Consider the following 18,599-nt stretch of genomic DNA (forward strand, 5'->3'; position numbering starts at 1 on the left):
AGCACATTCTGGCACCGCTGCGAGGCGCGGGCAGGACTGCGACAATGGCGGCCCTTATGACCTCCGCCTACATCCTGACCCTGTCCTGTCCCGACCGCACCGGCATCGTCCATGCCGTCTCGGGCTTCCTGCTGGAACGCAACGGCAACATCGAGGAAGCGGCGCAGTACTACGACGCCGGCACCGGCCTGTTCTTCATGCGCGTGCGCTTCGCCTGCAGCGACCACAGCGAGGCCGCCCTGCGCGAACAGCTGGCCGGCTTCGCCGAGGGCTTCGGCATGTCGCTGCAGCTGCACGCCGCCGCCCAGCCGATGAAGACCGTGATCCTCGTGAGCAAGGAAGGCCACTGCCTCAACGACCTGCTGTTCCGCTGGAAGAGCGGCCTGCTGGCCATCGACGTGCGCGCCATCATCTCGAACCACCGCGACTTCTACCAGCTCGCGGCCAGCTACAACGTGCCCTTCCATCACATCCCCGTGACCGCCGCCACCAAGGCGCAGGGCGAGGCCAAGCAGATGGAGATCATCGAGGCCGAAGGCGCCGAACTGGTGGTGCTCGCGCGCTACATGCAGATCCTGAGCAACGACCTGTGCGTCAAGCTCAACGGCCGCGCGATCAACATCCACCACTCCTTCCTGCCCAGCTTCAAGGGCGCCAAGCCCTACTACCAGGCGCACGACCGCGGCGTGAAGCTGATCGGCGCCACCGCCCACTACGTGACGGCCGACCTCGACGAGGGCCCGATCATCGAACAGGACGTGGCACGCGCCGACCACACCGACACGGTGGAAGACCTCACCGCCCGCGGCCGCGACACCGAGAGCCAGGTGCTGGCCCGTGCCGTCAAGTGGCACAGCGAGCACCGCGTGGTGATGAACGGCCACAAGACCGTCGTCTTCAAGTAACCCCCGGGCGCGCTTGCGTCGTAGAGTGAGGCCATGAACGCTCCCGACACGCCCACCGAGCACGCGCAGCACGCGCGCGCCGACCGCCAGTCGCAGACCGTGCGCGCGCTGCAGGCCCACCTGCCGGCCCATGCGCTGATCTGGCACGACGAGGACACCACGCCCTACGAGTGCGACGGCCTGACCGCCTACCGCCAGCGCCCGCTGGTGGTGGCGCTGCCCGAGACCGAGGCGCAGGTGGCGGCGGTGCTGCGCACCTGCCATGCGCTGGGCGTGCCGGTGGTGGCGCGTGGCGCGGGCACCGGCCTGTCGGGCGGCGCGATGCCGCACGCGCTGGGCGTGACCCTGTCGCTGGCCAAGTTCAACCGGATTCTCAAGATCGACCCGGTGAGCCGCACCGCGGTCGTGCAGTGCGGCGTGCGCAACCTCGCGATCAGCGAGGCCGCCGCGCCCTTCAACCTCTACTACGCGCCCGATCCCTCGAGCCAGATCGCCTGCACCATCGGCGGCAACGTGGCCGAGAACTCGGGCGGCGTGCACTGCCTCAAGTACGGCCTCACGCTGCACAACGTGCTGCGCGTGCGCGGCTTCACGGCCGAGGGCGAGCCGATCGAGTTCGGCGGCGAGGCGCTGGACTGCGCCGGCCTCGACCTGCTGGCCCTGGTGGTCGGCAGCGAAGGCATGCTGGCCGTGACCACCGAGGTCACGGTCAAGCTGGTGCCCAAGCCGCAGCTCGCGCGCTGCATCATGGCCAGCTTCGACGACGTGCGAAAGGCCGGCGACGCGGTGGCGGCCGTGATCGCCGCGGGCATCATCCCGGCCGGCCTCGAGATGATGGACAAGCCCATGACCGCCGCGGTCGAGGACTTCGTCAAGGCCGGCTACGACCTCGACGCCGCCGCGATCCTGCTGTGCGAATCCGACGGCACGCCCGAGGAGGTCGAGGAAGAGATCGGCCGCATGACCGCCGTGCTGCGCGGCTGCGGCGCCACCGCCATCTCGGTCAGCGCCAGCGAGGACGAACGCCTGAAGTTCTGGAGCGGGCGCAAGAACGCCTTCCCCGCCTCGGGCCGCATCAGCCCCGACTACATGTGCCTGGACTCGACCATTCCGCGCAAGCGGCTGGCCGACATCCTGCTGGCGATCCAGCAGATGGAGATCAAGTACAACCTGCGCTGCTGCAACGTGTTCCATGCGGGCGACGGCAACCTGCACCCGCTGGTGCTCTTCGATGCCAACGACCCCGACGAGCTGCACCGCTGCGAGCTCTTCGGCGCCGACATCCTCGAGACCAGCGTCGCGATGGGCGGCACGGTCTCGGGCGAGCACGGCGTGGGCGTCGAGAAGCTCAACAGCATGTGCGTGCAGTTCACCGCCGCCGAGAACGAACTCATGTTCGGCGTGAAGCGCGCCTTCGATCCCGCCGGCCTGCTCAATCCGGGCAAGGTGATCCCGACGCTGCAGCGCTGCGCCGAGTACGGCAAGCAGGTGGTGCGCGGTGGCCAGGCGCTGCCGCACCCGGACCTGCCGCGCTTCTAGGCACGACACGATGAAAGGCTTGCGCGGACTCGCCTGGCTGCTGGTGTTCCAGTCGATCGGCGAGGTGCTCGCGCGCGGCTTCGCCCTGCCCCTGCCCGGCCCGGTGCTGGGCCTGATGCTGCTGCTGGTCGCGCTGCGTTTTCCGCTGGTGCGCGAACCGGTGGGCGAATGCGCGGACTTCCTGCTCTCGCACCTGTCGCTGCTGTTCATCCCGGTCGGCGTGGGCGTGATGACGCACCTGGCGCTGCTGTCGCAGTACGGTGGGCGCATGCTGTTCGTGATCGTGCTGTCGACCTGGATCGGCATGGGCGTGACGGTGCTGGTGCTCCACGGCGGCAAGGGCCGGGCCCGCTGAAACGCCATGCGCTTCGTCGAACTCTGGGTCTATCTCTCCGCTTCGCCGCTGTTCGGCCTGACCGCCACGCTGGTGGTGTACCTGCTCGCGCAGGCCGTCTACATGCGGCTCGACAGCGCGCCCTGGGCCAACCCGGTGTTGTGGTCGGTGATCGTGCTGGCGGGCGGCCTGCTCGCGACCGGCGTCGACTACCCGCGCTATTTCGCGGGCGCGCAGTTCATCCATTTCCTGCTGGGGCCCGCGGTGGTCGCCTTGGCCTGGCCGCTGTGGCTGCGGCGCGCCGAACTGCGCGCGCGCTTCGGCCGGGTGCTGCTGGCGGCGCTGCTGGGCGGCGTGGCGGCCTCCGCTTCGGCGGTGGCGCTGGGCTGGGCCGTGGGCCTGCCCCACGACGTGCTGATGTCGCTGGCGCCGAAGTCGGTCACGGCGCCGGTGGCGATGGGCATCGCCGAGAAGATCGGCGGCATCCCCGCGCTGTCGGCGGTGTTCGCGGTGCTGACCGGCCTGGTGGGCGCGCTCTCGGGCAAGTACCTGTTCGACCTGCTGCGCATCGCGACCACGCCCGGCGGCTGGGCCGCGCGCGGCTTCGCGCTGGGCACCGCGGCGCACGGCATCGGCGCCGCGCGGGCGCTGCACGTGAACGCCGATGCGGGCGCCTATGCAGGCCTGGCGCTGGGCCTGCAGGTGGTGCTCGCCGCCTTGCTCATGCCACTGGTGTTCCGGCTCTTCTGAGCCGATCGCCTCCGATCAACGGCGATAGGGGTTGTCCGGCCGGCGGTCGTAGCGGTTGGGCACGCCGTCGCCGTCGCGGTCCCAGCGGCCTCGGTTGTATTCCCAGCGTCCGCCGCGCTCGCGCCACTCGGGTGCCCGGTAGGCATAGCCCGGGCGGGCCCGCATGTAGCCACCCGGCACCCACACATGGCGGTGGCCGCGCGCTTCGTAATGTCCCGGCGCCCAGACATAGCCGCGGCGCGGCGGCGGCACGCGCTCGTAGCGCGGCGGTGGCGGCGGGGTGTTGATGAAGACGCCCACCGACTGGGCCTGCGCCGCGGTCGGCAGCGTGAGGGCGCCGATCGGCAACAGGACCGCGGCGGCCGTGGCCAGCGAAAGCGCGAGTTTTTTCATGGCAGTGCTCCTTCTTCTGAGTGGATGCCTCGATGCTGAAGGGCCGGTGTGAAGCCTGTGTAAGCCGGACGCGAAATCTTGTGTCGCACTGTGTCGCCGGATCGGCCCGCTGTGCGGAACCGGCGCGCCGCCCGCTCAGGGTTTGCGATAGCCGGTGGCGCCGCGCGCCGCCTCAACAATCCTACCCATGGGTATGAAAAACAAGACGACACCGCGCCAGCCCCTGTTTCCCGAGGGCACCGGCCGGCAGCGTACCGCGACGGACGCCACCGACATCCAGCGTGAACGCATCCTCGAAGCCGCGGCCACGCTGTTCGCCACCCAGGGCTACGCCGCCACCACCCTGGCCCAGATCGCGCGCGCGCTGGACGCGACCAAGCCCTTCGTCTACTACTACTTCCGCGACAAGCAGGAGATCTTCGAGACCCTGTCGTGGCGACCCACGGTGGCCTGCTTCACCTCGATGGACTTCGCGCCCGACGACACGCGGCCGGCCCGCGCGAAGGTGACCGAGGGCATCGAGCGGCTGATCCGGGCCACGCTCGACCACCACCCCTGCGCGGTGTTTCCCTACCGCGAGCCGCAGGTCTATCGGCCCGAGTACCTGGCCGCGCAGAAGAAGCTGGCGCGCCATTTCTACAGCCGGCTGTGCGCGCTGCTCGAGGAAGGCCGGCGCGACGGCGACTTCGATTTCGGCGACACCATGGTCACGGCCCTGGCCGCCTGCAGCCTGCCCGGCTTCCTCTACACCTGGTACCGGCCGGGCGGCCGGCTGTCGCAGGAGGACACGGTGGCCGAGCTGTCGCGCCTCGCCTGGCGCGTGCTGGGACTCGCGGAAAGCGCTTCTTGTCCCACACCCGCGACGGGGCGTTCCGGGCCATAGTGCGCCCATGACGAAGCACATCATCGAACTGATCGGCGCGCCGACCGACATCGGCGCCAGCGTGCGCGGCGCCGGCATGGGCCCCGATGCCCTGCGGGTGGCCGACATCGCGGGCACGCTGGCCCGGCTGGGCTTCGAGGTGCTCGACCGCGGCAACCTCGCCGGCCCCGCCACGCCCTGGGCCGCCCCCACGGGCGGGCTGCGCCACCTCGACGAGGCCGTGGCCTGGAACCGCGCGGTGTACGACGCGGTCGACACGGCGCTGGGCGCCGGCCGCCTGCCGCTGATGATGGGCGGCGACCACAGCCTGGCGATCGGCTCGATCAGCGCGGTCGCCTGGCATGTGCGCCAGCGCAAGAAGACGCTGCGGGTGCTCTGGCTCGACGCCCACACCGACGTCAACACCGACGGCACCAGCCCCAGCGGCAACATCCATGGCATGCCGGTGGCGTGCCTGCTGGGCCACGGGCCCGCGGCGCTGACCGGCTGGAGCGGCCAGCCGGCCGCGCTCACGCCCGACGCGATCCGCTTCCTGGGCATCCGCAGCGTCGACGCCGACGAGAAGCGCGCGATCCAGGCCCAGGGGCTGACGGTCTTCGACATGCGCCACATCGACGAGCACGGCATGCGCAACACGCTGACCGAGGCGCTGCAGGACGTCGACGAGAACACCCACCTGCACGTGAGCTTCGACCTCGACTGCCTGGACCCGGCCGATGCGCCCGGCGTCGGCACCGGCGTGCGCGGCGGCCCCACCTACCGCGAGATGCAGCTGTGCATGGAGATGCTCGCCGACACCGGCCGGCTGGGCTCGCTGGACGTGGTCGAGCTCAACCCCGCGCTCGATGTGCGCAACCGCACGGCCGAGGTGGCGGTGGAGCTGATCGCCAGCCTGCTGGGCCAGTCGACGCTGGCCCGTTGAGCCCGCGGACAGGCAGCCCTCCTACGCGCAGAGTCGGCAAGACGGGAAGCGTGATCGGGCGCAGGTGCGTACATTAGGCTTTTCCCCTTCCACCCTCACCATGCCCATTCACGCGACGCCTTCCTCCGGCGGCGACGGCCCGACGATGGCGAAGCCGCTGCGCATCCTGGTCGTCGAGGACGATCCCGCCACCCTCACGGCCACGGTCGAGATGCTCCAGCTCCTGGGCCATTGGGCGACCGGCGTGAAAAGCGCCGAGGTGGCGCGCGACCGTTTCATCGAAGGCGCTTTCGACGTGCTCATGACCGACGTCGGCCTGCCCGCCCTGTCGGGCCTGGACCTGGTGGAGATCCTGCAGGTGCAGCGCAAGCTGCGCGTGATCTTCGCCACCGGCCAGCGGCGGCCCGAGCGCCCGGTGCCGGACACGGTGTGGCTGCAGAAGCCCTTCAGCGTGGAAGCGCTGCAGGCGGCGCTGCAGGGCGTGGAGCGCGCGGCCGGCTAGCCGCGATCGCCCGAGGGCGCGACCGGCGTGGTCACCGGCGGCGGGCTCAGGGGCGTGGCCGACGGCACCTCCTGCGGCGCCACCGGCATGCTGACCGCCGAGCCGACCGCCTGCGGCGCCTTCTCTTCGGGCGTGTCGGCCACCAGGTAGCGGTCGAGCAGCGCGTAGAAGCGGTCGTAGAAGCGCTCGTCGGTCAGCGTCTCGCTGGCCACCTTGATCATCGCGTCGTCGCCCGACGAGAAGGGCAGCGACAGCGAGCCGATCACGCCCACGCCCACACTGGCGGCATTGTTGGTCTTCTTCATGCCGTAGCGATCCTGCAGCGCGGTGGCGAAGGCGATGCTCTTGCGCGGCCCGCCCTTGGCCGCCTCGTCGCGCGCGCACACCACGCGGAATTCGACCTCGACATGCACTTCGTTGGCCGGCTGGAAGCTCTTGCGTCCGGTCACCAGGTCGGCGTTGGCCGCCGTCACCAGGTAGCCCTGGCTCAGCAGCGCGCGCCGCGCCGCCTCGCAGGTCTGGGCCTCGGTGGCCGCATAGCTGCGCGAATGGGTGGTGGTCGAGTCGAACTCCTCGGGGTCGTAGACCACGCGGCGGTTCGCCCCGCCGGCACAGCCGGCGAGGACCAGGATGAGCAGCGCCGCGGCGGCGCAGCGGGAGGGAAGGGGCAGGGATAGGAGCGACATCGGCGTGGAATGCTACCCGGCGGCGGCCGGCGCCTGTTCGGAGCCGTTCAGCCGCCCTTCAGTTCCCGGCCGCCGCGCGCGCCCGCCCGGCCTCAGGGGTAGAGGCCGCGCTCCTGGCGCGCCATCAGGATGCGCTCGCAGGCCACCGCGTAGGTGGCGGTGCGCAGCGTGATCTTGTGCCGGTCGGCCGTGTCCCAGATCTGATGCAGCGCGTTCATCATGATGCGGTCGAGCCGCACGTTGATCTCGTCCTCGTCCCAGAAGAAGGAGGAGAAGTCCTGCACCCACTCGAAGTAGCTGACCGTCACGCCGCCGGCGTTGCAGATCACGTCGGGCACCACCAGCACGCCGCGCTCGGCCAGGATGTCGTCGGCTTCGGGCACGGTCGGGCCGTTGGCGCCTTCGAGCACCAGCCGGGCCGAGGTCCGGCGGGCGCGCTCGGCCGTGATCTGGCCTTCGAGCGCGGCCGGGATCAGGATGTCGCAGGGCACGTCCCAGAACTGCTCGTTCGGGATCTTGTCGCCGCCCTCGTAGCCGACGGCGCCGGCCGGCGTGCGCGAGATCGGGATCAGCTTGCTCAGGTCGAGGCCGTCGGCATTGACGATGGTGCCCGTGTGGTCCTGCACCGCCACCACCTTGGCGCCGGCCTCGACGAAGAGCTCGGCCGCGACAGAACCCACGTTGCCGAAGCCCTGCACCGCGATGCGCGCGCCGCGCAGGTCCAGGCCCAGGCGGCGGGCGGCTTCACGGCCGGTGACGAACACGCCGCGGCCGGTGGCCTTGACGCGGCCCAGCGAACCGCCCAGGTGCAGCGGCTTGCCGGTGACGACGCCGGTGGCGGTGCCGCCGACGTTCATCGAGTAGGTGTCCATCATCCAGGCCATGATCTGGCCGTTGGTGTTGACGTCGGGCGCGGGGATGTCGGTGTGCGGGCCGATGATGATGCCGATCTCGCTGGTGTAGCGGCGGGTGATCTTCTCGAGTTCCTTCAGCGACAGCTTCTTCGGGTCGACCCGGATGCCGCCCTTGGCGCCGCCGTAGGGCAGGTTCACCGCCGCGGTCTTGACCGTCATCCAGGCGGACAGCGCCATCACTTCTTCCAGCGTGACGTCGGGGTGGAAGCGCACACCGCCCTTGCCCGGGCCGCGGCTCATGTTGTGCTGCACGCGGTAGCCCTCGAAGTGAGCGATGCGTCCGTCGTCCATTTCGATCGGCACGTCGACGATCAGCGCCCGCTTCGGACGCTTGAGCGTCTCGGCCCAGCGCGCGAGGTCGCCGAGGTAGGGGATCACACGGTCGACCTGCTGCAAATAGGTGCCCCAGGGGCTGTTGGCGGTCGGATGGACGAAGGAGAGCTTTTCACTCATGGGTGACCTCGGTTGTGACGATGGCCGTCACGATAGACCTGCGGGGCCTTCCGCGCCATGGCCTATGCGCGCCATGCCGACGGTTATGCAAGAGCCGTAAGAAGAAGACGCCGCGCGCCGGCTCAGCGGCGGCCGAAGATCGCCGTGCCGACGCGCACCATCGTGCTGCCGGCGCTGATCGCAGCCTCGAGGTCGGCGCTCATGCCCAGCGACAGCGTGTCGAGGTCGAGGCCGGCCGCGCGCAGGGCGTCGTGGACCGCGACCGCGCGCAGGAACAGTTCGCGCTGCACCGCAACATCTGCGCTCGGCTCGGGGATCGCCATGAGCCCGCGCAGCCGGAGTTGCGGCAAGGCGGCGACGGCGCGCGCGAGTTCGAGCGCGGCTTCGGGCGGCACGCCCGACTTGTTGGCGCCGCCGTCGACGTTGACCTGCAGGCAGACCTGCAGCGGCGGCAGGTGGGCCGGCCGCTGGGCCGACAGGCGCTCGGCGATCTTGAGCCGGTCGATGCTGTGCACCCAGTCGAACTGCTCCGCCACCACGCGGGTCTTGTTGCTCTGCAGCGGGCCGATGCAGTGCCATTCGAGCTGCGCGCGCAGGTCGGCCAGCGCCGCGATCTTCTCCACGCCTTCCTGCACATAGTTCTCGCCGAAGGCCACCTGGCCGGCCGCATGCGCGGCGCGCACGGCCTCCGGCCCGAAGGTCTTCGAGACCGCCAGCAGGCGCACCCCGGCCGGGTCGCGGCCGGCGGCCGCGCAGGCCGCGGCGATGCGCTGTCTTACTTGCTGGAGGTCGTCGCCAATCATCGTCATAATCTTCCAAAATCGTATCAAAACGTTCCGACACCGCCCGAGGAATCCCGTGGACATCACCCAACTGCTGGCATTCAGTGTCAAGAACAAGGCCTCCGACCTGCACCTGTCGTCGGGCCTGCCGCCGATGATCCGCGTGCACGGCGACGTGCGGCGCATCAACGTCGATGCGCTCGACCACAAGGCCGTGCACGCGATGGTGTACGACATCATGAGCGACACGCACCGCAAGCACTACGAAGAGTTCCTGGAGGTCGACTTCTCGTTCGAGATCGACGGCCTGGCGCGCTTCCGGGTCAACGCCTTCAACCAGGCGCGCGGGGCGGCCGCGGTGTTCCGGACCATTCCCTCGAAGATCCTCACGCTCGAGCAGCTCAACGCACCCAAGATCTTCGCCGACCTGGCGCTGCGGCCGCGCGGGCTGGTGCTGGTGACGGGCCCCACGGGCTCGGGCAAGTCGACCACGCTGGCGGCGATGGTCAACTACCTCAACGAGACCGAGTACGGCCACATCCTCACGGTCGAGGACCCGATCGAGTTCGTGCACGAGTCGAAGAAGTGCCTGATCAACCAGCGCGAGGTCGGCCCGATGACGCTGAGCTTCGCCAATGCGCTGCGCTCGGCGCTGCGCGAGGACCCGGACGCGATCCTGGTGGGCGAAATGCGCGACCTCGAAACCATCCGCCTGGCCATGACCGCGGCCGAGACCGGCCACCTGGTGTTCGGCACGCTGCACACCTCGTCGGCCGCCAAGACCATCGACCGGATCATCGACGTGTTCCCGGGCGAGGAGAAAGACATGATCCGCGCGATGCTGTCGGAGTCGCTGCAGGCGGTGATCTCGCAGACCCTGTGCAAGACCAAGGACGGCCAGGGCCGCGTGGCGGCGCACGAGATCATGCTGGGCACCTCGGCCATCCGCAACCTGATCCGCGAGGGCAAGGTGGCGCAGATGTACTCCACGATCCAGACCGGCAGCGGCCAGGGCATGCAGACGCTCGACCAGAACCTGACAGACATGGTGCGGCGTGGGATCATCTCGCCAGCGGAAGCGCGCGGCAAGGCGAAGACGCCCGAGAACTTTCCTGGGTAAGGGCCTACCCCCGTTTCTCGCGCACTTCGTGTCGCTCGATTCCCCCTCGAGGGGGAGACACCGGCGGCCCGGCGGAGCCGGTTCCGCGGTGTCTCCCGAACAGAGAGATATGGCCGTGGGATGGGCCTGAAACGACAGCAGCAAACCGACAACGGAGCGCCTCATGGAACGCGATCAAGCCAGCCAGTTCATCAACGACCTGCTCAAGCTCATGGTGAGCCGCAACGGCAGCGACCTGTTCATCACGGCGGAGTTTCCGCCGGCGATCAAGGTCGACGGCAAGATCACCAAGGTGTCGGGCCAGGCGCTGGGCATGCAGCACACGGTGGCGCTCACGCGCTCGATCATGAACGACCGCCAGCTGGCGGACTTCGAGCGCACCAAGGAGTGCAACTTCGCGATCTCGCCGACCGGCATCGGCCGCTTCCGGGTCAACGCCTTCGTGCAGCAGGGCAAGGTCGGCATGGTGCTGCGGACCATCCCCTCGACGCTGCCGACCATCGACGGGCTGGGCATGCCGCAGGTGCTCAAGGAAGTGGCGATGACCAAGCGCGGCCTGATGATCCTGGTGGGCGCCACGGGCTCGGGCAAGTCGACCACGCTGGCCGCGATGGTCGACTGGCGCAACGAGAACTCCTACGGCCACATCGTGACGGTCGAGGACCCGATCGAGTTCGTGCATCCGCACAAGAACTGCGTGGTGACGCAGCGTGAAGTGGGCATCGACACCGACAGCTGGGACGCCGCGCTCAAGAACACGCTGCGCCAGGCGCCCGACGTGATCCTGATGGGCGAGATCCGCGACCGCGAGACCATGGAGCATGCGGTGTCCTTCGCCGAGACCGGCCACCTGTGCATGGCCACGCTGCACGCCAACAGCGCCAACCAGGCGCTCGACCGCATCATCAACTTCTTCCCCGAGGAACGGCGCGCCCAGCTGCTGATGGACCTGTCGCTGAACCTGCGCTCGCTGATCTCGCAGCGGCTGGTGCCGACGGAAGACGGCCTGGGCCGGGTCGCCGCGGTCGAGGTGCTGCTCAACACGCCGCTGATCTCCGACCTGATCTTCAAGGGCGAGGTCGGCGAGATCAAGGAGATCATGAAGAAGAGCCGCAACCTCGGCATGCAGACCTTCGACCAGGCGCTGTTCGACCTGTTCGAGAACCATGCGATCGGCTTCGAGGACGCGATCCGCAACGCCGACTCGGCCAACGACCTGCGGCTGCAGATCAAGCTCAACAGCCGGCGCGCGCGCTCGACCGACCTGTCGGCCGGCACCGAGCACTTCGCGATCGTCTGAACGTCCGCACCCGCGCAGGGTGCTTGCGTCCTGGGCGACACTCGGGACCGTGTCTTCCGCCACCACCGCCTGCCGCGTCGAATGGGCCGGCCAATCCCTCGAACTGCTGCCCGAACGCGCACTGTGGTGGCCCGCGCGCGGCGTGCTCTTCGTGGCCGACCTCCACCTGGGCAAGGCCGCGACCTACCGCGCGCTGGGCCAGCCCGTGCCCGGCGGCACCACGCAGGAGAACCTGGACCGGCTCGACCGGCTGATCGCGCGCCTGGCGCCCGCGGAGATCGTGTTCCTGGGCGACTTCCTTCACGCGGCCCAGGCCCGCACGCCCGCGCGGCTGGCCGCGCTGCAGGCCTGGCGCGCCACGCACGACCCGGCACTGCGCCTGACCCTGGTGCGCGGCAACCACGACCAGCGCGCCGGCGACCCGCCGCCCGCGCTCGGCATCGCGGTGGTGAACGAGCCCTACCTGCTCGGCCCCTTCGCCTGCTGCCACCATCCGCAGCCGCATCCCACGCATTTCGTGCTGGCCGGGCACCTGCACCCGGCCTGCAGCCTGTACGGACCCGGGCGCGACCGGCTGCGCATGCCCTGCTTCGTGCAGGAGGCGGACCAGGCCATCCTGCCGGCCTTCGGTGAGTTCACCGGCGGCTGGCAGGTGCCGCCGGCGCCGGGCCGGCGCTTCTATGGCGTGGCGGGCGCGGCGGTGTGGGCGCTGCCGGCGGCCGCTTAGATCCGGTCGAAGCGGGACGTTCCTTGGCGTTCCCGCACGCAGGCCGGGTTGGCGCGACGAAGTTCCACGCGCTTCTCTCGACCGCCATGAAGCGTTGACATTCGGCGCGTGAGGGCGCGGCAACCGCTCGCCTCCACGGCGTGATTTCAGCGGGTTTCCGCAAGACCGCCGCGATGCCGATGCCTAAGCTCCCTTCCACACCGAGCCCCTTCCCGCACCGTCGCCGAAGCTTGCGAGCACTCGAAGTTCGCGCCTCGCCGTGGCGTCATGCAAGAGGGCTCGGGGGGAGCCTGCTCAAAGAACGCAACGGAGACAACGCATGAACGAACACCCGAACCTGCACGCCGGCGATGCCCAGGAACACGCCGGGCTGCTGCGCCGGCAGCGATCGCGCCTGGTCCAGGCCTCTCTGGGCGGCCTGCTGACCCGATCGGCCCGCCGCTTCCCCCACCGCACCGCGCTGATCGATGCCTCGCAACGCCTGAGCTACCGCGAACTGGACGAAGCATCCAACCGGTTCGCAAGGGCACTGCGCGGCACCGGACTCGACGCGGGCGACCGCGTGGCGCTGGTGTGCGACAACTCCTGGGAGATGGTCGTCGCCATGTTCGGCATCTACAAGGCAGGCCTGGTCTGCGTCCCCGTGAACACGATGCTGGACGCCGCGGCGATCACGTACATCCTTCGGCACGCCCAGGTGAAGCACCTGATCGCCGACAGCGCGCTGATCGGCCGCGTGGCGCCGCCATCCGAGCCCGAGGCCCGCAGCCTGGCCGGAACGACATGCCGTGGCGACGGTCCGGGCCTGGCGGGATGGCGCACGCTCGCCGAGCGGCTGGTGCCGGAGTCGGCCGATCCGCTCGAGATGGATGTCGACGGCGACACGCTGGTCCAGATCATGTACACCTCGGGCACGACCGGGCAACCCAAAGGGGTGATGCATTCGCACGCGTCGATCCAGGCCGCGCTCATGGCGAACCTGGTCGAGCTGGGCCTGGGCGTCGAGGGCGAGGTCTTCAGCTGCCATCTCCCGCTCTTCCATGTCGCGCAGCAGTCGATGCTGTTCACGAGCCTCCAGGCCGGCGGGGCCTCCGTGATCATGCGCGGCTTCGATCCGACGCTGCTGTTGTCGGCCATCCAGACGCACCGCATCAGCCTGCTGTTCGGCCTGCCCATCATGTTCCGGGTGCTGCTCGAGCACCCGGGCCGGGCCGGCACCGATCTCTCGAGCCTGAAGCTCTGCCTCTACGCCATGGCACCGATGCCGAAGACGCTGCTGATCGACCTGATGGAGCGCTTCTGCAGCCGCTTCGCGCTCTGCTCGGGCCAGACCGAGATCTTCACCGCCGCGACGATCTTCCGGCCGGAACAACAGCTGCAACGCTTCGGCGCCTACTGGGGAGAGGCTTCCATCGCCAACGAGGTCGCCGTGATGGACGAGGCGGGCCAGCTGCTGGGGCCCGGCATGGTGGGCGAGATCGTCTATCGCGGCCCCAATCTCATGCTGGGCTACTTCCGTGACCCGGAGGCCACGCAGCAGGCCTGGCGGCACGGGTGGCATCACTCGGGCGACCTGGGCCGCTGGGACCCGGACGGGCAACTGCTGTTCATGGACCGCATCAAGGACATGATCAAGACGGGCGGCGAGAACGTGCCGTCCATCAAGGTCGAGGAAGTGCTGCTGCGGCACCCGCAGGTCCGCGCCGCGGCGGTCGTCGGCCTGCCCCACGCGCGGTGGGGAGAAGCCGTTGCGGCCTTCGTGGTGCTCGCCGAGGCGCCGGAGGTCTTGGACGACGAGATCCTGGCGCACTGCCAGGCCCACCTTGCAACCTTCGAACGCCCGAAGGCCATCGTCCGCCTCGCGCAGATGCCGACCACCTCCACCGGAAAGATCCAGAAGTTCGCGCTTCGCCAGGCGCACCTGGCGCATTTCGAAGCGAAGTCCTGAGCAAGGGTCCCTTCATGCCACTGATTGAATCGAACATCTCCACGGGCAGCGAGAGCTACCGGAGCAACCGCGCCGCGCAGCTCGCCCAACTCGAGCGGGTGCGATCGCTGGAGCAGCGCACCGCCGCCAAGTCCGAAGCGGCGCGCGAACGCTTCGAGAAACGCGGCCAGTTGCTGCCACGCGATCGGCTGGCCTTGCTGCTGGACCCGGGCATGCCCTTCATGGAACTGAGCTCGCTCGCCGGCTACGGCCTGGACAACCCCGATCCGGATCGCAGCGTGCCCGGCGCCGGCATCATCGCGGGCATCGGCCATGTGAGCGGCATCCGCTGCATGGTCATCGCGTCGGACAGCGGCATCGACGCGGGCGCACTGCAGCCCATGGGGCTCGACAAGGTGCTGCGCGTGCAGGAACTGGCGCTCGAGAACAGGCTGCCCTATGTCCAGCTGGTCGAGAGCGCCGGTGCGAACCTCATGGCCTATCGGGTCGAGGATTTCATCCACGGTGGTGGCACGTTCCGGAACCTCGCGCGCCTGTCCGCCGCCGGCCTGCCGGTCGTGACCGTGACGCACGGCTCCTCCACGGCCGGCGGCGCCTACCAGACGGGCCTGTCCGACTACATCATCATGGTCCGGGGCCGCTCCCGGGCCTTCCTCGCCGGTCCGCCCCTGCTGCTCGCGGCCACCGGCGAGGTGGCCACGGAGGAAGAACTGGGGGGCGCCGAGATGCACACGTCCATCTCCGGCCTCGGCGACTTCCTGGCCGAAGACGACCGTGACGCGCTGCGCATCGCGCGGCAGATCATGGGGCAGATCGAATGGCATCGGGATGCCCGGGCGGCGCCTCAAAGGACCTTCAAACCGCCGCGCTACGACGCGGAGGAACTGCTGGGCGTCATGCCCGCCGACCACAAGCGTCCGGTCGACATGAAGCAGGTGATCGCGCGCATCGCCGACGACTCCGAGTTCCTCGAGTTCGGGCAGAACTACGGTGGCCACACCGTGTGCGGGACCTTCAAGATCGAGGGATGGCCCGTCGGGGTCATCACCAACAACGGCCCGATCGATCCTGCGGGCGCCACGAAGGCGACGCACTTCATCCAGGCCTGCTGCCAGGCGCGCACGCCGCTGCTCTACCTGAACAACACCACGGGATTCATGGTCGGTCGCGCCTATGAAGAGAGCGGGATCATCAAGCACGGGTCCAAGATGATCCAGGCGGTCTCGAATGCGACGGTGCCGCAGATCACGCTCTATTGCGGCGCCTCCTTCGGTGCCGGCAACTACGGGATGTGCGGCCGCGGCTTCCACCCGCGCTTCTGCTTCAGCTGGCCCAACGCCCGCACGGCGGTGATGGGCGGCGAGCAGGCCGCGCGCACCATGCGCATCGTCACCGAAGCGGGCATGCGGCGCAAAGGAGCGGTCGACACGGCGAAGCTGGACGCGCTCGAGCGCCAGATCATCGAGCGCTTCGACAGCCAGATGAGCGTGTTCGCCACCAGCGCACGGCTGCTGGACGACGGGGTGATCGATCCGCGTGACACCCGCGCCGTCGTGGCCAATGTGCTGGCCATCTGCCGCGAGGCGCAAGGCCGCGATCCGCAGGCGATGCAGTTCTCCGTCGCACGCCCATGAGCCTCACTTCCCTACCGAACATGACGCCCTTCCAGAAAGTCCTGGTCGCCAACCGTGGCGAGATTGCGTTGCGGGTCATGCGCAGCGCCAAGGCCCTGGGCTACGGCACGGTCGCCGTCTACTCGAGCGCGGACGCAGGCAGCGCGCACGTGCGGGCCGCGGACCAGGCCGTGTGCATCGGCGACGCATTGCCGTCGCAGTCCTACCTCCGGATTCCGGCCATCATCGATGCGGCGAAGGCCACGGGGGCCGATGCGGTGCACCCCGGCTACGGCTTTCTGGCCGAGAACGAAGACTTCGCGCAAGCCTGCCGCGATGCGGGCCTGGTGTTCATCGGGCCGTCGCCCGCGGCGATCCGGGCCATGGGCGACAAGGCGGGTGCCAAGGCGCTGATGCGGGCCGCCGGCGTGCCCTGCATTCCCGGCTACCAGGGCGACGACCAGTCGGAGGAACGCCTCGCCCGCGAGGCGGCGCAACTGGGCTATCCGGTGATGATCAAGGCGACGGCGGGCGGCGGCGGCCGTGGCATGCGGCTGGTGGAGAGCGAGGGCCGGTTCCTCGACCTGCTGCGCAGTGCGCAGTCCGAAGCCCGGAACGCCTTCGGCGACGCGACAGTGATCCTCGAGCGCGCCATCGCGCAGCCGCGCCACGTGGAGATCCAGGTCTTCGCCGATCGACACGGCAATGCGGTGCACCTGGGCGAGCGGGATTGCTCGGTCCAGCGCCGCCACCAGAAGCTCATCGAGGAGGCGCCCTCCCCCGCGGTCGATGCGACCCTGCGGGCGCGCATGGGGGCCACCGCGGTGGCGGCCGTCAAGGCCATCGCCTACGAAGGCGCGGGCACGCTGGAGTTCCTGGTGGACGCCAAGGGCGACTTCTTCTTCATGGAGATGAACACACGGCTGCAGGTCGAGCATCCGGTGACCGAGGCCATCACCGGCCTGGACCTGGTGGCGTGGCAGTTGCGTGTCGCCGCAGGCGAGGCCCTGCCGCTGGCGCAGGAGGCCATCACCTTCTCGGGCCATGCGATGGAGGTGCGGCTGTGCGCGGAGGATGCGCGCCATGGCTTCATGCCGCAGAGCGGCACGTTGCTGCGCTGGCGCGCGCCGGCGAGCGTGCGGGTGGAGCACGCGCTCGAATCGGGCACCGTGATCTCGCCCTACTACGACTCGATGGTGGCCAAGGTGATCGCGCACGGCGCGACGCGCGAGGAAGCGGCACGCAAGCTCCGCCATGCGCTGTCGGAGCTGGTGGCCTTCGGCGTCACGACGAACCAGGCCTTCCTCCTTCGCAGCCTCTCGCACCCCGTGTTCCTGGCAGGCGGTGCGACAACAGCCTTCATCGGCGCGAACGAATCGGAGTTGCTGCACACCGATGAAAACAGCGCATCGCGCGCATGCGCGGTCGCCGCGTGGCTTCTGCTGGCGATGACGGGCGATGCCCCGGACAGCGTTGCCGGTCGGCTGGCGCATCGACACACGGTGCCCATGAAGCTGGACTTCGACGGCTCGCAAAGGACCCTCCGTGTCCGGCGCTGCGCCATCGACAGCCATGAGATCACGGACGACGATGTGCGGCATCTGTTGCACGGCGAAGCGCGGCCGAGCGAGGGGCGGGCACGCTTCACGCTCGATGGGATCACCGAGACGGTCGGCTACGCCTGTGAGGGCCATGTGCTGTGGCTGCTGATCGGCGGATCGGTCCATCGCATCGAGAACCGCAGCCACGCGCCGGACGCCCGGGACCGGGATCGCGGCGGCGACGGGCGGGTGCGCGCATCGATGAACGGGCGCGTGATCGCAGTGCATGTCGGCGTCGGCGACGGCGTCGAGGCCGGCCAGCCCGTGGCAGTGCTCGAGGCCATGAAGATGGAGCACGTCCATGCCGCGCCCCTGTCGGGCGTCGTCGCGGCGGTGCACGTCAGTGCAGGCGACCAGATGAACGCAGGGCGCGTGATGGTCGAGATCCAGCCACCCCACGAGGGCATGCCGCGGACCGCAGGAGACGTGTCATGAGCGCGCCGGCCGACGTCCTGTACGAGAAACGCGACCATGCCTTCTGGATCCAGATCCACCGGCCGGACAAGCGCAATGCGCTGAATCGTTCGGTGGTGGCAGGACTCCGCGCGGGCCTGCGTCAGGCCCAGGCCGATCCGGAGGTCCGGGTGATCGTGCTGACGGGCAGCGGCGACAAGGCCTTCTGCGCGGGTGCCGACCTGCAGCCGGGCCAGGGCTTCGCCTTCGACTTCTCGACCCCTTCCCTCGACTACGCGGACCTGCTGCGCGAGGCGCAGAACACCCTGCTTCCGATCGTTGCGCGGATCAACGGCGCATGCATGGCGGGCGGCATGGGGCTGGCCTGTCTTGCCGACCTGGCGGTCGCCGCCGATCACGCGCAGTTTGGCCTGCCGGAAGTCCGGGTCGGTGTCTTTCCCATGCAGGTGCTCAGTCTGCTGCAGGACCTCGTTCCACGCCGGATCGTGCGGGAGTGGGCGTTGTGCGGCGAGCCCTTCAGCGCCGCCGAGGCGCTGCGGCATGGTCTGGTCAACCACGTCGTGCCCACGGCCGAGCTGGACGCGAAGACGCAATGGCTGATCGAACGCCTCGTCGACAAGTCCCCGACCGCCATCCGAAGGGGCAAGTACGCGCTGCGCGCGATCGCGTCCATGTCCTTCGACGAGGCGATTGCGTTCACCGAGAGCCAGATCGCGCTGCTGGCGATGAGCGAGGACGCCAAGGAAGGACTGGCCGCCTTCGCCGAGAAGCGTGCGCCGAAATTCACCGGCCGATGAACCGGGCCTGCACTCG

At 69.4% G+C, this 18,599-nt stretch carries 18 protein-coding genes; 14 read left to right on the forward strand and 4 right to left on the reverse strand.

What is annotated here, in order from left to right; translation table 11 throughout:
- Window positions 1-56 precede the first annotated feature (56 nt).
- The 4 genes from purU to QTI20_RS24735 are packed head-to-tail and all read left to right on the forward strand — an operon-like array spanning window position 57 to window position 3,528.
- The gene (gene purU / locus QTI20_RS24720) at window positions 57-905 is read left to right on the forward strand and encodes a formyltetrahydrofolate deformylase (RefSeq protein WP_183024443.1); all 849 of its coding nucleotides are present in this window, start codon (window positions 57-59) and stop codon (window positions 903-905) included.
- Window positions 906-938: 33 nt separating this feature from the next.
- Window positions 939-2,444 carry an FAD-linked oxidase C-terminal domain-containing protein gene (locus QTI20_RS24725; RefSeq protein ID WP_286553573.1) on the forward strand — a complete coding sequence of 502 codons (1,506 nt, stop codon included), beginning with the start codon at window positions 939-941 and terminating at the stop codon, window positions 2,442-2,444.
- 10 nt (window positions 2,445-2,454) lie between these two features.
- Window positions 2,455-2,799 carry a CidA/LrgA family protein gene (locus tag QTI20_RS24730; protein WP_183024441.1) on the forward strand — a complete coding sequence of 115 codons (345 nt, stop codon included), beginning with the start codon at window positions 2,455-2,457 and terminating at the stop codon, window positions 2,797-2,799.
- Between the two features lie 6 nt (window positions 2,800-2,805).
- Window positions 2,806-3,528: an LrgB family protein gene (locus QTI20_RS24735; RefSeq protein WP_183024440.1), complete on the forward strand. Its 723-nt coding sequence runs from the start codon at window positions 2,806-2,808 to the stop codon at window positions 3,526-3,528.
- A 15-nt stretch (window positions 3,529-3,543) separates the two neighbouring features.
- Here the strand turns inward: QTI20_RS24735 and QTI20_RS24740 are convergent, their stop codons facing one another.
- A complete protein-coding gene (locus QTI20_RS24740; protein WP_286553570.1) occupies window positions 3,544-3,921 on the reverse strand; it encodes a hypothetical protein in 378 nt (125 codons plus the stop codon).
- Window positions 3,922-4,114: 193 nt separating this feature from the next.
- On the opposite strand from QTI20_RS24740, the gene QTI20_RS24745 reads away from it, so the two are divergent.
- The 3 genes from QTI20_RS24745 to QTI20_RS24755 all read left to right on the forward strand — a co-directional run bounded on the left by QTI20_RS24745 (window position 4,115) and on the right by QTI20_RS24755 (window position 6,228).
- The gene (locus QTI20_RS24745; RefSeq protein ID WP_286574287.1) at window positions 4,115-4,804 is read left to right on the forward strand and encodes a TetR/AcrR family transcriptional regulator; all 690 of its coding nucleotides are present in this window, start codon (window positions 4,115-4,117) and stop codon (window positions 4,802-4,804) included.
- Between the two features lie 7 nt (window positions 4,805-4,811).
- Window positions 4,812-5,726, forward strand: coding sequence for an arginase (rocF, locus tag QTI20_RS24750; protein WP_286574288.1), 915 nt, complete (start codon window positions 4,812-4,814; stop codon window positions 5,724-5,726).
- Window positions 5,727-5,826: 100 nt separating this feature from the next.
- Window positions 5,827-6,228 carry a response regulator gene (locus QTI20_RS24755; protein ID WP_286553566.1) on the forward strand — a complete coding sequence of 134 codons (402 nt, stop codon included), beginning with the start codon at window positions 5,827-5,829 and terminating at the stop codon, window positions 6,226-6,228.
- Here QTI20_RS24755 and QTI20_RS24760 read toward each other — a convergent pair.
- The 3 genes from QTI20_RS24760 to QTI20_RS24770 form a co-directional block, all read right to left on the reverse strand.
- The gene (locus QTI20_RS24760; RefSeq protein ID WP_286553564.1) at window positions 6,225-6,914 is read right to left on the reverse strand and encodes a DUF2242 domain-containing protein; all 690 of its coding nucleotides are present in this window, start codon (window positions 6,912-6,914) and stop codon (window positions 6,225-6,227) included. The genes QTI20_RS24755 and QTI20_RS24760 overlap by 4 nt on opposite strands.
- Before the next feature lie 92 nt (window positions 6,915-7,006).
- The gene (locus tag QTI20_RS24765; RefSeq protein ID WP_286553562.1) at window positions 7,007-8,281 is read right to left on the reverse strand and encodes a Glu/Leu/Phe/Val family dehydrogenase; all 1,275 of its coding nucleotides are present in this window, start codon (window positions 8,279-8,281) and stop codon (window positions 7,007-7,009) included.
- Window positions 8,282-8,403: 122 nt separating this feature from the next.
- Complete coding sequence (locus QTI20_RS24770) at window positions 8,404-9,090, reverse strand: YggS family pyridoxal phosphate-dependent enzyme (protein WP_286553560.1); 687 nt, start codon at window positions 9,088-9,090, stop codon at window positions 8,404-8,406.
- Window positions 9,091-9,139: 49 nt separating this feature from the next.
- Here QTI20_RS24770 and QTI20_RS24775 point away from each other — a divergent pair, with 49 nt between their 5' ends.
- The 7 genes from QTI20_RS24775 to QTI20_RS24805 all read left to right on the forward strand — a co-directional run bounded on the left by QTI20_RS24775 (window position 9,140) and on the right by QTI20_RS24805 (window position 18,583).
- Window positions 9,140-10,183, forward strand: coding sequence for a type IV pilus twitching motility protein PilT (locus QTI20_RS24775; protein ID WP_183024432.1), 1,044 nt, complete (start codon window positions 9,140-9,142; stop codon window positions 10,181-10,183).
- Between the two features lie 163 nt (window positions 10,184-10,346).
- The gene (locus QTI20_RS24780) at window positions 10,347-11,483 is read left to right on the forward strand and encodes a PilT/PilU family type 4a pilus ATPase (protein ID WP_286553558.1); all 1,137 of its coding nucleotides are present in this window, start codon (window positions 10,347-10,349) and stop codon (window positions 11,481-11,483) included.
- Between the two features lie 49 nt (window positions 11,484-11,532).
- Window positions 11,533-12,210 carry a ligase-associated DNA damage response endonuclease PdeM gene (pdeM, locus tag QTI20_RS24785; protein ID WP_286553557.1) on the forward strand — a complete coding sequence of 226 codons (678 nt, stop codon included), beginning with the start codon at window positions 11,533-11,535 and terminating at the stop codon, window positions 12,208-12,210.
- Window positions 12,211-12,529: 319 nt separating this feature from the next.
- The gene (locus tag QTI20_RS24790; protein WP_286553556.1) at window positions 12,530-14,158 is read left to right on the forward strand and encodes a class I adenylate-forming enzyme family protein; all 1,629 of its coding nucleotides are present in this window, start codon (window positions 12,530-12,532) and stop codon (window positions 14,156-14,158) included.
- A gap of 14 nt (window positions 14,159-14,172) precedes the next feature.
- The gene (locus tag QTI20_RS24795; RefSeq protein WP_286553554.1) at window positions 14,173-15,792 is read left to right on the forward strand and encodes an acyl-CoA carboxylase subunit beta; all 1,620 of its coding nucleotides are present in this window, start codon (window positions 14,173-14,175) and stop codon (window positions 15,790-15,792) included.
- Between the two features lie 20 nt (window positions 15,793-15,812).
- Window positions 15,813-17,807, forward strand: coding sequence for an acetyl/propionyl/methylcrotonyl-CoA carboxylase subunit alpha (locus QTI20_RS24800; RefSeq protein ID WP_286553553.1), 1,995 nt, complete (start codon window positions 15,813-15,815; stop codon window positions 17,805-17,807).
- Window positions 17,804-18,583: an enoyl-CoA hydratase/isomerase family protein gene (locus tag QTI20_RS24805; protein WP_286553551.1), complete on the forward strand. Its 780-nt coding sequence runs from the start codon at window positions 17,804-17,806 to the stop codon at window positions 18,581-18,583. The genes QTI20_RS24800 and QTI20_RS24805 overlap by 4 nt, the downstream gene beginning before the upstream one ends.
- Window positions 18,584-18,599: the final 16 nt, after the last annotated feature.

Source organism: Variovorax sp. J2P1-31 (assembly GCF_030317215.1).
In the GTDB taxonomy this organism is placed as follows: Bacteria; Pseudomonadota; Gammaproteobacteria; order Burkholderiales; family Burkholderiaceae_C; genus Variovorax.